The 15,189-nt window shown below is 40.5% G+C and carries 12 protein-coding genes, 8 tRNA genes and 2 pseudogenes; 5 read left to right on the forward strand and 17 right to left on the reverse strand.

What is annotated here, in order from left to right; genetic code table 11:
• Nucleotides 1-30 precede the first annotated feature (30 nt).
• The gene (locus MK482_RS07705; RefSeq protein WP_049551461.1) at nucleotides 31-1,296 is read left to right on the forward strand and encodes a DNA cytosine methyltransferase; all 1,266 of its coding nucleotides are present in this window, start codon (nucleotides 31-33) and stop codon (nucleotides 1,294-1,296) included.
• Between the two features lie 45 nt (nucleotides 1,297-1,341).
• Here the strand turns inward: MK482_RS07705 and MK482_RS07710 are convergent, their stop codons facing one another.
• The 3 genes from MK482_RS07710 to MK482_RS07720 form a co-directional block, all read right to left on the reverse strand.
• On the reverse strand, nucleotides 1,342-1,746 hold the full coding sequence (locus MK482_RS07710; protein ID WP_000651223.1) for a PaaI family thioesterase: 405 nt from the start codon (nucleotides 1,744-1,746) through the stop codon (nucleotides 1,342-1,344).
• A 69-nt stretch (nucleotides 1,747-1,815) separates the two neighbouring features.
• Complete coding sequence (locus tag MK482_RS07715; RefSeq protein WP_261182067.1) at nucleotides 1,816-3,297, reverse strand: UDP-glucose--hexose-1-phosphate uridylyltransferase; 1,482 nt, start codon at nucleotides 3,295-3,297, stop codon at nucleotides 1,816-1,818.
• A gap of 18 nt (nucleotides 3,298-3,315) precedes the next feature.
• Nucleotides 3,316-4,494: a galactokinase gene (locus tag MK482_RS07720; RefSeq protein ID WP_268718415.1), complete on the reverse strand. Its 1,179-nt coding sequence runs from the start codon at nucleotides 4,492-4,494 to the stop codon at nucleotides 3,316-3,318.
• Nucleotides 4,495-4,658: 164 nt separating this feature from the next.
• Here MK482_RS07720 and galR point away from each other — a divergent pair, with 164 nt between their 5' ends.
• Nucleotides 4,659-5,663 (forward strand): DNA-binding transcriptional regulator GalR, encoded by a 1,005-nt coding sequence (gene galR, locus MK482_RS07725; RefSeq protein WP_268718416.1) that lies wholly within the window; start codon nucleotides 4,659-4,661, stop codon nucleotides 5,661-5,663.
• A gap of 33 nt (nucleotides 5,664-5,696) precedes the next feature.
• On the opposite strand, the gene MK482_RS07730 is transcribed toward galR, so the two are convergent.
• The gene (locus MK482_RS07730) at nucleotides 5,697-6,587 is read right to left on the reverse strand and encodes a cation diffusion facilitator family transporter (protein WP_000095928.1); all 891 of its coding nucleotides are present in this window, start codon (nucleotides 6,585-6,587) and stop codon (nucleotides 5,697-5,699) included.
• Nucleotides 6,588-6,719: 132 nt separating this feature from the next.
• Here MK482_RS07730 and MK482_RS07735 point away from each other — a divergent pair, with 132 nt between their 5' ends.
• Nucleotides 6,720-7,256 carry a TetR/AcrR family transcriptional regulator gene (locus MK482_RS07735; RefSeq protein ID WP_004235331.1) on the forward strand — a complete coding sequence of 179 codons (537 nt, stop codon included), beginning with the start codon at nucleotides 6,720-6,722 and terminating at the stop codon, nucleotides 7,254-7,256.
• A gap of 137 nt (nucleotides 7,257-7,393) precedes the next feature.
• Here the strand turns inward: MK482_RS07735 and MK482_RS07740 are convergent, their stop codons facing one another.
• The 5 genes and pseudogenes from MK482_RS07740 to MK482_RS07760 all read right to left on the reverse strand — a co-directional run bounded on the left by MK482_RS07740 (nucleotide 7,394) and on the right by MK482_RS07760 (nucleotide 11,659).
• A complete protein-coding gene (locus tag MK482_RS07740; RefSeq protein ID WP_268718417.1) occupies nucleotides 7,394-8,914 on the reverse strand; it encodes an ABC transporter permease/substrate-binding protein in 1,521 nt (506 codons plus the stop codon).
• Nucleotides 8,907-9,635, reverse strand: coding sequence for an ABC transporter ATP-binding protein (locus MK482_RS07745; RefSeq protein ID WP_268718418.1), 729 nt, complete (start codon nucleotides 9,633-9,635; stop codon nucleotides 8,907-8,909). Before MK482_RS07745 ends, MK482_RS07740 begins: the two co-directional genes overlap by 8 nt.
• Nucleotides 9,628-9,840, reverse strand: a pseudogene (locus MK482_RS07750) (polyketide cyclase); the annotation flags it as partial. The pseudogene MK482_RS07750 and the gene MK482_RS07745, both read right to left, overlap by 8 nt.
• Nucleotides 9,841-9,874: 34 nt before the next feature.
• On the reverse strand, nucleotides 9,875-10,318 hold the full coding sequence (locus tag MK482_RS07755; RefSeq protein ID WP_268718420.1) for a MarR family winged helix-turn-helix transcriptional regulator: 444 nt from the start codon (nucleotides 10,316-10,318) through the stop codon (nucleotides 9,875-9,877).
• A gap of 147 nt (nucleotides 10,319-10,465) precedes the next feature.
• The gene (locus tag MK482_RS07760; RefSeq protein WP_061759210.1) at nucleotides 10,466-11,659 is read right to left on the reverse strand and encodes an O-antigen ligase family protein; all 1,194 of its coding nucleotides are present in this window, start codon (nucleotides 11,657-11,659) and stop codon (nucleotides 10,466-10,468) included.
• 284 nt (nucleotides 11,660-11,943) lie between these two features.
• Here MK482_RS07760 and birA point away from each other — a divergent pair, with 284 nt between their 5' ends.
• Together birA and MK482_RS07770 are read left to right on the forward strand one after the other, a co-directional pair.
• On the forward strand, nucleotides 11,944-12,879 hold the full coding sequence (birA, locus tag MK482_RS07765) for a bifunctional biotin--[acetyl-CoA-carboxylase] ligase/biotin operon repressor BirA (RefSeq protein WP_261087039.1): 936 nt from the start codon (nucleotides 11,944-11,946) through the stop codon (nucleotides 12,877-12,879).
• A 168-nt stretch (nucleotides 12,880-13,047) separates the two neighbouring features.
• Nucleotides 13,048-14,381: pseudogene (locus tag MK482_RS07770) on the forward strand (transposase).
• A gap of 67 nt (nucleotides 14,382-14,448) precedes the next feature.
• Here the strand turns inward: MK482_RS07770 and MK482_RS07775 are convergent.
• The 8 genes from MK482_RS07775 to MK482_RS07810 form a co-directional block, all read right to left on the reverse strand.
• Nucleotides 14,449-14,536, reverse strand: a tRNA-Ser gene (locus MK482_RS07775).
• Between the two features lie 6 nt (nucleotides 14,537-14,542).
• Nucleotides 14,543-14,616 (reverse strand) — tRNA-Ile (locus tag MK482_RS07780).
• A gap of 35 nt (nucleotides 14,617-14,651) precedes the next feature.
• Nucleotides 14,652-14,722, reverse strand: a tRNA-Gly gene (locus MK482_RS07785).
• A gap of 20 nt (nucleotides 14,723-14,742) precedes the next feature.
• Nucleotides 14,743-14,815: transfer RNA gene (locus tag MK482_RS07790), tRNA-Phe, on the reverse strand.
• 3 nt (nucleotides 14,816-14,818) lie between these two features.
• Nucleotides 14,819-14,892 (reverse strand) — tRNA-Met (locus MK482_RS07795).
• A gap of 10 nt (nucleotides 14,893-14,902) precedes the next feature.
• Nucleotides 14,903-14,992, reverse strand: a tRNA-Ser gene (locus tag MK482_RS07800).
• 12 nt (nucleotides 14,993-15,004) lie between these two features.
• A tRNA-Ile gene (locus MK482_RS07805) sits at nucleotides 15,005-15,078 on the reverse strand.
• Between the two features lie 13 nt (nucleotides 15,079-15,091).
• Nucleotides 15,092-15,165 (reverse strand) — tRNA-Met (locus MK482_RS07810).
• Between the last annotated feature and the right edge of the window lie 24 nt (nucleotides 15,166-15,189).

Raw genomic sequence — 15,189 nt, forward strand, 5'->3', positions numbered from 1 at the left:
ATTAAACTGTAAAAAAATGAAGGAGAAAAGATGAAAGTTCTCGAACTATTTGCTGGAGTTGGCGGTTTTCGGATAGGATTAGAAAATGCCGATAAGCAACTCTTTAAAACAAAATGGGCAAACCAATGGGAACCATCTCGTAAATCTCAAGACGCATTTGAGGTCTATGATTATCACTTCCCCAATAGCGAAAACATCAATATTAGTATCTCTGATATAACAGACGAACAATTTTCCAAAATGGATGCCGATATGATTGTCGGTGGTTTTCCTTGCCAAGATTACTCTGTTGCGCGTAGCAAGAAAAATGAGAAAGGTATTGAAGGAAAAAAAGGAGTTTTATTTTGGGAAATCATTAGAGCAACGGAAATCATTAAACCCAAATACTTAATTCTGGAAAATGTGGATAGGCTTTTAAAAGCGCCCTCAAAACAGAGAGGACGTGATTTTGCAATCATGCTAACAGCTTTTAATAATCTTGGATATTCTGTAGAGTGGAGAGTTATTAATGCTGCTGAGTATGGAAGAAGCCAACGAAGACGTCGTGTATTCTTTTTCGTTTATCGAAATGATACAGTCTTTGCCCAAAAAATTGACAATCTTTACGAAAAAAATGAAGAAATCTTTGAAGATAATAGGTATAATGACTATATTTTCAATCAAGGTCTATTTGCGAAACAATTTCCTATTAAACCTATAGCAGTTAAAAATCGTCATGTATTTTATGAGTTACCAAATGATATAGTTGAAGTTTCAGATACTTTTACTGGTACTGTTTGGAATACAGGAATTATGAGACATGGAAAATACTATTCTATTGATACAGAACCTAACTACAATGGTAATCCGATTACTCTAGGAGAAATTCTTCAAGATGAATCTGAAGTACCTGAAAAATATTTTTTAACTGATAAGGCTAAACTAGAAAAATTTCAATATCTTAGAGGACCTAAAAAAATTGAGCGAACATCCTCTGACGGACATCAATACATCTATTCAGAAGGAGGAATGTCCCCTTATGATGATTTAAACCTTCCAGGAAGAACAATGCTTACATCCGAAGGAACTGTTAATCGTTCCACACATTTATTATTTGTAAACAATAAATATAGATTAATTACCCCCATTGAAGCTGAACGCCTTCAGGATTTCCCAGATAATTGGACAGCTAAAAAGAAACTATCTGACGGTTCTATTGTAGAGGTATCTGATAAAATGAGAATGTTTTTTATGGGAAATGCTTTAGTTACTGAAATTGTAAAAGAAATTGCTAAGTTTATTAAAGAAATTGATTGATTTATCTGAAACTAAAAAAGAGGTACGAGCCTCTTTTTTAGTTATCTATATTCGTACCTGTCTATCTTCTGACCTCTGGCCTGTGACAAACATGGTAAATGTTGCCTTGCAGACATTTCTTCCTTCTTGATTAGTGATATCAACATCCACGACACAGGTTGTGCGACCTTGATGGACACATTCTCCTTTAATGGTCAATACATCGTCGAGTTTTCCAGCTTTGAGGTAGTTGATAGAAGACTGGAGCGTCACTCCATCAAGCCCCAGAGATATGACCACCAAACCACTGATCTGGTCGCAAAGGGTAAAGAGATAGCCACCATGGGCATTGCCATAGTAGTTGAGAGACGAGTCCACTACTTTGGTCGTCACCACAACGTGACCATCTCTCATTTGTTCAATTTCGTAATTTTCAAAGGCAGATATAGCGTCAAAATGAAAGTCTTTCATCGTTTCCTCCTGATATTTCAAACGACACTATGATACTACTTTTTATAGGACTGTGCAAGGAGAAAGCTCCTAGTCTGGCAAAATTCCGACCTGCTCCACAAAGCGCATAAAGGCTGCCTGTCCTTGTTCTGTCTGCTTGTAGACTCCTGCGTCCTCAAGCACACGCGCAAAGATAGCACCAACAGAGTCCTTGACGATTTCAAGGGCTTTTTCTTTATCTGTTAGGGCTGGATATTGGGCTCTAAGTTGGTCTGCCCATTCCTGATGATAATCGGAAACTGTAACAGCTTCTCCCACGAGATAGCTAGCGACTTGCTCCACTTCTTCTTTCAGACGTGGTGGCAAGATTGCCAAGCCCATGACCTCAATCAAGCCGATATTTTCCTTCTTGATATGTTGGACATCCTTGTGAGGATGATAGATGCCATCAGGATGTTCTGCAGAAATCTGATTGTCCCTCAAGACCAAGTCCAACTCAAATTGTCCATTACGTTTACGAGCAATTGGTGTGATGGTGTGATGCAGTGTCTCGTCTGTCTCTGCCAAAATCTGCACTGCAGAATCTGAATACTGACGCCATTCCTGCAAAATCTTGTCAGCTAAGTTGATCAAATCTTCTTTGGAATCCGAAGTCAAACGCAATACTGACATTGGCCATTTGACAATGCCAGCCTTGACCTGCTCAAAACCAGCAAATAGGAATGTCTTTTGCAGAGGAGCCAATTCCATAGGAAATACGTGACGGCCTCCCTGATAGTGATCATGAGTCAGAATAGAGCCTCCCACGATTGGCAGGTCGGCATTAGAGCCTGCAAAATATCCTGGAAACTGCTCTACGATAGCAAGCAGACGTTCAAAGCTCTGACGACTAATGGCCATGGGACGATGCTGGCCATCTAAGAAAATACAATGCTCATTAAAGTAAGCATAGGGCGAATACTGGAAGCCCCACTCCTGACCAGCCATTTCAAAACGGATAATCCGGTGGTTACTGCGAGCTGGGTGGTTAACTCGACCATGGTAGCCCTCATTCTCTAGACAAAGCTGACACTGGGGATAATTGCTAGCTTGCACCAACTTGGCTGCCGCAATCTCTTTTGGATCCTTTTCAGGCTTAGAGAGATTGATGGTAATTTCAAGCTCTCCGTAATCAGATGGAACACGATAAGCAATATTTTTAGCAATAGCCTTGAGTTTGATGTAGTCATTCTTCTGACTAAGTTGGTAGAAATCTGCTATCGCTTGCTCAGGAGATTGGGCATAGGTTTCCCAGAAGTCACGATTGACCTGACTCGGACAAGGGGTCACCAAGTCCATCAGTTCAGCACCAAGGATTTCACGTGCAGTCTGACTATCCTCAATCGTCTCTAATCGAACGGCTTCCTCAACCAGCTGGTCCTTGAGGTCAATCACTTTATCCAGATCCGTCTCAACTTCCAAAACACCGTCTCCCACTCGTGCCAAGATACGATTGGTCAGGTAGATTCGATCCATTTCCTCAAATGAACTTTCAGAAATGACATGTGTTACAAATTTATCTACTAAGGTCACTATAGAGCCTCCTTTTGACTAATCAAGGACGCGAGTGCCACCTGAAACTTCAGCGATATAGAAGCTTGGAGCGTAGCCAACTACTTCCTCGTAGTGTTTGCCAACAGCTTCCTTAAAGGAATCAACAGCATCTTTTTGCACCAAAGCAATGGCACATCCTCCAAAACCTGCCCCTGTCATGCGAGCACCGAGAACTCCTTCTTGTGCCCAAGCTGTATGAACAAGAGTATCCAATTCCAAACCAGTTACTTCATAGTCATGCTCTAGGGAAACGTGTGACGCATTCATCAAACGACCAAATGTTTCCAAATCACCTTCTTGAAGGGCTGCTTGCGCTTTAAGGGTACGTTGGTTTTCAAGCACAGCATGGCGAGCACGTTTCAAACGATTTTCATCTTTAATCAGATAGCTGTATTGGTCAAAGGCCCACTCATCTAATTCACCCAAAGTCTGAATATCTAAGACAACTTGCAATTCTTCCACTGCTTTTTCACACTCAGAACGGCGTTCATTATATTTAGAATCCGCCAATTCACGACGTTTGTTGGTGTTCATGATAACAACGATATTGTCCTTCAAATCAAGTGGCACCAAATCATACTCTAAGGTATTGGTATCAAGGTAAATAGCACGTTGGTCTGCACCCATACCAATAGCAAATTGGTCCATAATGCCAGAGTTGACTCCGATAAAGTTATTTTCTGTTTGTTTTCCGATTTTAACCAAATCGAGACGATCTAATTTTAAATCAAAGAGATGCTCTGCCACTACCCCTGTCAAAAGTTCCAAGGATGCTGAAGAAGACAAACCAGCACCATTTGGGATATTCCCATAAACATAAAAATCAAAACCTTTGTCAATCACATGTCCAGCTTCTTGCAAGAAATGAAGAACTCCTTTTGGATAATTGGTCCAGTTGTGCTCTTTTTCAAACTTGAGGTTAGCTAGAGGCACTTCGATAATGCCCTTGTCCTCAAAGTTAGCTGAGTAGAAACGCAAAACTTGGTCTTCACGCTTGCGAGCTGCCCCATATGTTCCTAAGGAAATGGCTGCTGGAAATACATGTCCACCATTATAGTCCGTGTGTTCACCAATCAAATTGATACGGCCTGGTGAAAAGAAAGTTTGATCTGCTTCTTGACCAAAAACAGCAAGAAAATCTTTACGAAGAGCTTCAGCAGTAAGATGTTGTGTCATATGAATTCTCCTTTTACTGTGCGTTAAGTCACCTTAACGTGTAATCGTTTTCTTCTATTGTATCCAAGGGATTTCCCAAGGTCAATCCTTTTTACTAAAATTTTACTAAACTATCAGTAAAATACAGAAAAATATGATATACTAACCTAAAAGGAGGAGGATTTATGGCTACCTTAAAAGACATTGCACAGCTAGCCTCTGTCTCTATCGCGACCGTATCCCGCGTCCTCAATCGCGACCAGAGCCTATCTGTTACAGAAGAAACCAGACACCGTATTTTAACCGTTGCTGAAGAGCTAGGCTACACCAAACACCTCAAGACAGGCGAGTCCCACAAACCCAAGCAAAAGATTGCCATTATCCAATGGGTCAGCGAACAAGGGGAGCTGGACGACCTCTACTACTACCAGATTCGCCTAGGCATAGAAAAAAGAGCCCAAGAACTGGACTATGATATTTTGCGCTATTTTAATGACCATCCTTTTACCCTAAGCGAGGAAGTGATTGGGATTCTCTGCATCGGAAAGTTTAGTCGAGCTCAGATTTCTGCCTTTGAAGAATACCAAAAGCCTCTTGTCTTTCTAGACAGTGATACACTTTCCCTGGGACACACCTGCATTATCACGGACTTTTACACTGCCATGAAACAGGTTGTCGATTATTTCCTCAGCCAAGGATTGAATCGTATCGGAATTTTAACCGGCCTTGAGGAAACAACTGACCAAGAAGAAATCATTCAGGACAAGCGACTTGAAAATTTTAAGAACTACAGTCAAACAAAAGGAATCTATCATGATGAACTGGTCTTTCAAGGAAGCTTTACTGCCCAGTCTGGCTATGACTTGATGAAGGAAGCCATTCAGAGCTTGGGAGACCAACTCCCACCAGCATTTTTTGCTGCCAGTGATAGTTTAGCCATCGGTGCCCTCCGTGCGCTCCAAGAAGCTGGAATCAGCCTGCCAGACCGCGTCAGCCTCATTTCCTTTAACGATACTAGCCTGACCAAGCAAGTCTATCCTCCCCTCTCTAGCATCACAGTTTATACTGAAGAAATGGGCCGAGCAGGTATGGATATTCTTAATAAGGAAGTTCTACACGGTCGCAAAATCCCTAGCCTGACTATGCTGGGAACCAGACTGACATTGAGAGAGAGTACAAGGAATGAATAGGATAACAAAACGACCTCTAGCGAGGTCGCTTTTCTAATGATGATGCCCATGCTTCTGCTCTAATTCTCTCACCCTCCGCTTATGTTGCGCATGATTGCTTTGACTGCTATCTACTTCAATAGTGATATTCTGCACGCCTCTTTCTTCTAAACATTGACGCACCACTTCTTTGGTTTCCATCATCTGTTCCCAGTCCTTGATACAAATGTGAACAATAGCATTATTCTCTAGACCATCCATGGACCAAATGCTAAGTTGATTGACACTGTTGACATTGGGTAGAGCCTCTAAATCCTTCTCCAAATCACTTGTCTCGACTCCTTCTGGCACAGCATCTAGGAAAATTTTCAGTGCGCTCCAAAAGCGAGGAATGGCTTTCGACAGAATAAAGATAGAAATAACTAGTGATAAAAGCGGATCGAGGATATACCAGTCCGTAAATCGAAGAATAATCGCCATTAGAATGACGGCCAACCAACCAAGAGTGTCTTCCAAAAAATGCAGGCTAAGAATTGACTCGTTCTTTGTTTTCCCCTTACGAACTACCAGACTTGCTAGCACATTAATGGCTACTGCAATGATTCCCAGCCAGAGGATGCCTTCCTCATTGACGGGTTGCGGGTGAACAATCTTTGTGACATTTTCCAAGATCACTAGGACAGACCCTATCATAAGAATCACAGCCGTTAGCATGGCTCCTAAAAGACTAAAACGTTTGTAACCCAAGGTGTACTGTCTATCTTCTTCACGGTTTGAAATTGTTTCTAAAAGGGCTGAGATGCCAATGGCTATAGCATCTCCCAAGTCATGAACGGAATCAGCAAGAACTGCACTCGAACCAAAGATTCCTCCTGCGATAAACTCAACAATCGCATAGCTTAAATTTAAGAAAAAAGCTAACCAGATAGATGTTTTAGAACTCATTTCTCTCCCTCCTTTGGTATAATGGGTATATACATACTTCTTTCATTTGTATTATCTAATAAAATTCAAAGAAAGGATAGAAGCAAACTGTCAGCCATGTTCAGTTCTGAACAGTTTGTCTCAAGTGTCTACATGCCAAAAAGAGACCGTCGAGTCAGCAAGACGAAAAAAGCCATCTATCAAGCTTTTTTACAACTTTTGAACGACAAAGGCTATGATGCCACTACTGTTCAGGATATCATTGACCTAGCAGATGTTGGGCGTTCTACTTTTTACTGTCACTATGAAAGCAAGGAACTCCTTTTAGATGAGCTCTGTCGCTACCTCTTTCATCATCTCTTTGAAAGGGAAGGACACTTTACTACCGAGGACTACCTCGCACATATCTTTTTACATTTTCAGAAAAACCAGGACCATGTTACCAGTCTGCTATTTTCCAAAAATGACTACTTCCTCCGTCAACTCCATAAAGAGCTAGAACACCATGTCTATCCCATGTTGGCTGATGAGTTAAAAGAAGCCCACACTAATCTGCCTACTTCTTACCTCCAACACTTGGTCGTGTCCAACTTTATCGAGACATTGACCTGGTGGCTCAAAAAAGGACAAGACTTTACATACCAGGAAGTTGTCCAGTTTTATCTAGACCTTCTCATTCCTAAAAATTGAATACAGAGTAGAGCTCAGTTGCCTTATTTCTAGGCTACTGAGTTTTCATCTTTTCAACAATCAAAAAAGCCCAGACAACATTGTCTGAGCAGTTTTCTATATGGTCGTTTAACAAAGTTGAGTTTGACATTTTCAAACTATTTCTTCAACAAACCTTCTTCTTGTAGAAACTCCTTGGCTACTTGCTCTGCTGACTTGCCTTCAACACCGACTTGGTAGTTGAGCTGACTCATCTGGCTTTCAGTAATTTTACCAGCCAATTTATTGAGAACTGTTTCCAACTCTGGATGTTTCTTGAGAAGAGCTTCTTTCATCAGTGGAGCCCCTTGGTAAGGTGGGAAGAGTTGCTTGTCATCTTCCAAGACCTGCAAATCATAACGCGCCAACTCTGCATCGGTTGAATAAGCGTCCGTGATTTGAATATCGCCTGACTGAATTGCCTGATAGCGAAGAGCTGGTTCCATGGTTGCTACATTGAGATTGAGACCATACATTGATTGCAAGCCCTTATTTCCATCCTCACGGTCATTAAACTCAAGTGTAAAGCCTGCCTTCAGCTGTCCTTCCACTTTTTTCAAGTCCGAAATGGTCTTCAAGCCATATTCCTGAGCAATCTTTTTCGGAACAGCTACAGCATAGGTATTTTGATAAGACATGGGTTTGAGATAGGCTAGATGATCCTGTTTGGCAATGCCATCACGCGCTACATCATAAACCTGCTCTGGCTCATGACTCACTTTCGGTGATGGTTGAAGTAGACTTTCAGTCACCGTACCAGTAAATTCAGGATAGATGTCAATATCGCCTTTTTTCAAAGCTTCGTAGAGGAAGCTTGTTTTCCCAAAATTCGGTTTAACAGTCGCAGTCATACTGGTATTTTCTTCAATTAGCAACTTATACATATTGGCCAAGATTTCTGGTTCTGGACCCAACTTCCCAGCAATAACCAAGTTTTCTTTCTCTTTTTGAGCCAAGAGAGCTGGACTATAAGACAGACCGAGCAATATGGTCACCAAGGCAAAACCAGAAAAAATCGTCCGCAATTTTGCCTTTTCCATCACTTTTAGTAGGAAGTTAAAGGCAATGGCAAGCACTGCAGAAGAAAGGGCCCCAATCAAAATCAGACTGGCATTATTACGGTCAATTCCCAAAAGGATAAAGGACCCCAGTCCCCCTGCCCCAATCAAGGCCGCCAAGGTTGCCGTACCGATAATCAAAACGGCCGCCGTGCGAATCCCAGACATAATGACAGGCATGGCAAGTGGAATTTCAAACTTCTTGAGTCGCTCCCATCTAGTCATCCCAAAGGCAATCCCAGCCTCTTGCAGACTCGGATCAATTCCCTTGAGTCCAGTGATGGTATTTTGCAAAATCGGAAAAATCGCATAAATCACTAATGCTGTCAAGGCCGGCAAGGTTCCAATTCCCATCAAGGGGATAAAGAGTCCCAACAAGGCCAGAGACGGGATAGTCTGGAAAATCCCTGCAATCTGCAAAACCCAGTCCGCCATCTTTTCATGATAACGAAGAAATACCGCTAAGGGGACTGCAATAAAAATAGCTAGTAACAGGGTCAAAAGCGACAACTGCAAATGTTGAGATAGAGCTGTCAACCAATCACTAAAACGATCCTGAAAAGTTGCAATTAAATTAGTCATGAACACTACCTCCAAACAAGTCTGCTACAAATTCTGTGGCAGGAGCTTTTAAAATGGTCTCGGGATTCGCTACCTGGCGAATTTCTCCATCCTGCAAAACAGCAATACGATCCGCCAACTTCAAGGCTTCATCCGTATCATGGGTTACAAAAATAGTTGTCATCCCAAACTCTTCATGCAATTCTTTAGTCAGAACCTGCAACTGTTTTCTCGAAATAGCATCCAAGGCTGAAAAGGGTTCATCCATGAGAAGAATCTTAGGCTGACCAATCATAGCACGGACAATACCAACCCGTTGCTGTTCTCCACCAGATAGTTCACTAGGAAGTCGATGTCCATATTCAGCCACTGGTAAACCAACCTTAGCCAAAAGCTCTTCGGTTTTCTTCGCTATTTCTTCCTTAGCCCAGCCCCTCATCTCAGGAATCAGGGCAATATTTTCCGCAACCGTTAGATTGGGAAACAGTGCAATGGCCTGTAAAACATAACCAGTAGAAAGACGCAGTTCACGCTCATCATAGTCTTTGATGCGCTTGCCATCCATATAAATATTTCCATCAGTCGGTTCCAAGAGACGGTTAATCATCTTAATCATGGTCGTCTTACCTGAGCCAGATGGCCCAACTAAAACCATAAACTCGCCATTCTCAATCCGTAAATTAACATCTCTCAAGACATCTTTTTCTGTGTAACGTAAAGCTACATTTTTGTATTCAATCATTCTGTATCCTCAATTTAAAACTTCCTCGATTGGTCAAGTCTTCTACCTTAGGCATGACTTCCTTATTGTCCCAATGCTCCATAATTTTCCCATTTTCTAGACGGAAGATGTCATACTGTGCATAGGCAACTCCGTCAATCTGAGTCCGACCATAGCTAACCACTTAGTTTCCTTGTCCTAAGAGTTGGAAAACAAAGTCAAAAGTGGCCTTTACTTATAAACAGCTCATTTGCTCCATTTTAAACTTCATTTTCCTCCTCTTTCAGATTAGCCAAAATTCTTTCTTGAAAGGCTTCAAACTGACGAATTTCTTCCTCTGAAAATCCTTTGTAAAAGATCGTATCCAATTTCTGACTGACACGATGCCCCACTTCTTTCTGAGACTCTCCCAACTCTGTTAAAACCAAATACTTCTTACGCTTATCTTCTCCACATGGATTAACGGTTACAAGATTTTGTTCCTCAAGCTTTTTTATCATAGTCGTCAGCGTATTATTAGCAAGTCCAGTCGCCAAAGCAATATCTGTCGCAGTTGCGCAGCCAGTTTCACTATTCCATAAAACCGCTAAAATCTTACCCTGTTCACTACGATAAAGAGCTTCAGGGTCTTGGCTCAGTAACTTTTGAAAAATCCGCCCGTTTAACAAACGAATATGATGGGCTAGCAAATGACAATATTTCATGACACCTCCAATTTATTTCGATATCGAAAAGAATAAAACAATTGTAACACTCATTATTCTAACTGTCAACTATTTCGATTTAGAAATAATTTTCCCCAGTAAAAAAATCTCCCACCCAAGGTAGAAGAATTTTTTAATCTTATAAACTTAATCCGTCATATCCGATACCAAAGTTCGATGCTCCAATGGAATACTGCACATAACTAGCAAGAAAATGAAACCTGACTGAATCCAGAAGAGGGCCAAGTCAAAGATTCCATGCACAGCAACCACTGTAAGGAAAGATAGGTAAAGACCGATAATCGGACGTTTCCCCGACTCCTGACTCATATCCATCATCAAGCGAACAGGAGCAACAGAAGACAAAACTAATAAAATAGTCCCCACAATTCCGTAACTCAGAATCGTATCAATATAAAGACTGTGAGCATGTTCATGATAAGGAGCATGTATCCTAGGATAAGAGTGCATATAGGTTAATGGCCCCTCACCCCAAAAAGGATTTTGCTTAAACAAGGCCATCCCAGCATCCCAGATAGAAATGCGTTCTTCCATAGAAGAGTCTAAAGTCCCCATCCGAACTCCCAAATCACTGGAAAAGAGGAAACTCAGGCCAATCGCAAAGACTCCAATACTAAGCCAAAAGGCCTTCCAGTTTTTAATGGTCGTAAAGAGATAAATAATGGCTCCAGCGATAATAGCAGGAAAGGCAGTTCGATTTTGAGTAAAGTTCAAACCAAAGAGATTCACAAAGCCTGCAATCACACAGAATACTTTCAACCAATTTAACTTGGTCGTTGTAAACAGATAGAAGGCAATCATGATACAGAAACAACAAATAATTCCATAATAATTAGGATTAAAGAAGGTCACTTCTGCCCGATTCTGATGCCACACCTGCATATTGGGTGAAAGAAAAGCATAGTTAAATTTCTTCACAATTTGGAAATGTTCTAAACTCGCAAAAGCAGCTGACAAGACGCTACCAAACAAGACGAGCTGCAAAATCAATCGAAAGAATTTATGTGATAAAATCGACTGATAGTGCAAAAAGAAAACAGTAAATAGAAACATTCCTACTGAAGCAACAAGACCCATCCAATTTTGTGCAAAAACGGATATAACAGTACTATAGCCAAGAAAAAGAAGCAGCATCGGATGCTCCCCCATTTTCTGAAGAATACTTTTCATGTCTCCTGTAAAAATCAAACTGATAATATATAAACAGAATACAACTACAAAAAGATAAAAGGGTAAAAAGATACTCAGGATAATTCCCAATAAAATCAGCTCTTTACTAGATAACCCTTTCAGCTTTTTAATAAAGCCTATTGATTTCAAAATGAATCCTTTCTCTCCAAATCAGCTGATTCAGATAATAGTAAGCTACCCTATATTGTACCACTTTTTTAGCGATTTGAAAACAAAGGAAACGTTTCCCTAGGTAAAAAAGCGAGCAAAAATACTGAGATTTCAAAACTCTATCTTAATGATTGCATTTTCTCTAAGAAAATCATGCCGTAAATAGTAGGCATATGTTAAAATAGTAGTAATAAAATATAGATTAGGCGCAACTATCCAAACTAGATTCAAATCATATACTATTCTTAAAGAAAGGCAACACTATGAAATCCTACCAAGCTGTCTATCAAATTCTAACTAAAGAAACCGACTATATCAGCGGAGAAAAAATTGCAGAAGAACTATCCCTAAGCCGAACATCAATTTGGAAAGCCATCAAGCGACTAGAACAAGAAGGCATTGAAATTGATAGCATCAAAAACAAAGGATATAAACTGATGAATGGTGACCTTATTCTTCCAGAGATTCTAGAAGAAAATCTTCCAATTAAAGTCAGTTTTAAACCCGAAACAAAATCAACACAACTGGATGCAAAAGAAGCAATTGATTTAGGAAATGAAGCAAACACCCTCTATATAGCTTCCTATCAAACAGCAGGGCGAGGCCGTTTTCAACGTTCCTTCTACTCACCACAAGGTGGTATTTATATGACACTCCATCTTAAACCAAATCTCGCCTATGACAAATTACCATCCTACACACTACTTGTAGCTGGAGCTGTCTACAAAGCCATTAAGAACCTAACTTTAATAGATGTCGACATAAAATGGGTCAATGATATCTACCTAAACAATCATAAAATTGGAGGAATCCTTACTGAGGCAATGACGTCTGTAGAAACAGGCCTAGTCACAGATATCATTATTGGAGTAGGAATCAACTTTACTATTAAAGACTTCCCCCAGGAATTAAAAGAAAAAGCTGCTAGTCTATTTAAAGCACCAGCACCTATAACCAGAAATGAATTAATTATAGAGATATGGCGTGTTTTCTTCGAAACGCCAGCAGAAGAGCTATTATACCTATATAAAAAACAGTCATTCGTCCTAGGAAAAGAAGTTACTTTTACACTAGATCAAAAAGACTACAAGGGACTTGCTAAGGACATCTCTGAAAGTGGTAAACTTTTAGTTCAATGTGATAACGGAAAAGAAATTTGGCTAAATAGCGGAGAAATTTCACTAAAAACTTGGAAGTAATAGCAAAGTTATACAATAAAAAATAAACTATATAAAAAGTCTCTATAACATTTGTAGTGGGTAAATCTCCTATGAATATTATGGAGCCTATTTTATTGTAGAAAAAAGTCCCATAAGATCTATAACGAAAAGCGGCCAAACCATCATTATAAAAAATAATATGGAACAATTACAAAATTATTAGACATTAAAGATCATAGTATCCAATTTGTGAATGTTATTAATAGGGATACTCACAAAAAAATCATCGCTAAACTGGATTATGATGCCCAATATTGTCCTGATTGCGGAAGCCAAATGAAGAAATATGACTTTCAAAAACCATCGAAGATTCCTCACCTTGAAACAACTAGTATGCCTACTAGAATTCTCCTTAAAAAACGCCGTTTTAAGTTCTATCAGTGCTCTAAAATGGCGGTGGCTGAGACTTCCCTCGTCAAGAAGAATCACCAAATCCCTCGTATCATCAACCAAAAAATTGCTCAAAAGTTGATTGAAAAGACTTCTATGACCGACATTACTCATCAGCTGTCCATTTCAACTTCAACTGTCATTCGCAAGCTCAATGACTTCCGTTTTAATCATGATTTTTCTAGCCTTCCTGAGATTATGTCTTGGGATGAGTACACTTTTACTAAGGGAAAGATGAGCTTCATTGCGCAAGATTTTGAAAAGCTCACTATCATCGCTGTTCTTGAAGGTAGAACACAAACTGTCATCCGAAATCACTTTCTTCGATAGAACCGTTCGTTGTCAGGTGAAAATCATTACTATAGATATGTTTAGTCCCTACTATAACTTGGCTAAACAGATTCACTTTCGAATTTCTAGGTTCAGGCTGAAACAGTCTCCCAGACTGTTTCACTCCCGAATATTAAAATCATTCTAGATCGCTTTCACCCTTCGTTATTATATTTCTAAACTTAGGCTAAAACAGTCCAGTGGACTGTTTTACTCCAACACTTAAGCCGTGCTATGATTCCTGTGCGTGTCCAAATTATGAATCAATTTGAACGAAAATCTCATGAATATAAAGCTATCAAACGTTACTGGAAGCTCATTCAACAGGATAGTCGTAAACTCAGCGATAAACGTTTTTATCGCCCTACTTTTCACATGCACTTAACGAATAAAGAATTTTAGACAAGCTTTTGAGCTATTCAGAAGACTTGAAACATTACTATGATTTCTTTCAACTCTTACTTTTTCACTTTCAGAATAAGGAGTCTGAGAAATTCTTTGGACTCATTGAGGACAATCTAAAGCAGGTTCATCCTCTTTTTCAGACTGTCTTTAAAATCTTTCTAAAGGACAAAGAGAAAATCGTCAATGCCCGTCAGTTACCTTATTCCAACGCAAAATTGAAAGCAACGAATAATCACATCAAACTCATCAAGCGCAATGCCTTTGGTTTTTGGAACTTTGAAAACTTCAAAAAACGGATTTTTATCGCTCTGAACATCAAAAAAGAAAGGACGAAATGTGTCCTTTCTCGAGCTTAACTTTTCTTCAACCCACTACAGTTGACAAAGAAGCAAGAAAAAAGAGAGTTATAAACTCTCATTCAAACGGAGAATAAGGGATTCGAACCCTTGCGCCAGTTACCCGACCTAACGATTTAGCAAACCGTCCTCTTCAGCCTCTTGAGTAATTCTCCAATTAATGGGCACGAGTGGACTCGAACCACCGACCTCACGCTTATCAGGCGTGCGCTCTAACCACCTGAGCTACGCGCCCAAGTTAAAAAACTTGGTAATTTGAACAGAGTTCAAAGCGGGTGACGAGAATCGAACTCGCGACAACAGCTTGGAAGGCTGTAGTTTTACCACTAAACTACACCCGCATACATACTATAAGTAAAAATGGCGCGAGACGGAATCGAACCGCCGACACATGGAGCTTCAATCCATTGCTCTACCAACTGAGCTACCGAGCCTTATTGCGGGAGCAGGATTTGAACCTACGACCTTCGGGTTATGAGCCCGACGAGCTACCGAGCTGCTCCATCCCGCGTTAATATAAAAGGAGGATGTGGGATTCGAACCCACGCACGCTTTTACACGCCTGACGGTTTTCAAGACCGTTCCCTTCAGCCGGACTTGGGTAATCCTCCATACTATTCAAATGGACCTTGTAGGACTTGAACCTACGACCACTCGGTTATGAGCCGAGAGCTCTAACCAGCTGAGCTAAAGGTCCAACAAGATCATTATAGCGGCGAAGGGGATCGAACCCCCGACCTCCCGGGTATGAACCGGACGCTCTAGCCAGCTGAGCTACACCGCCATATATCGGGAAGACAGGATTCGA

The sequence above is a fragment of the Streptococcus mitis genome (genome assembly GCF_026782865.1).
Lineage (GTDB): Bacteria > Bacillota > Bacilli > Lactobacillales > Streptococcaceae > Streptococcus > Streptococcus mitis_CG.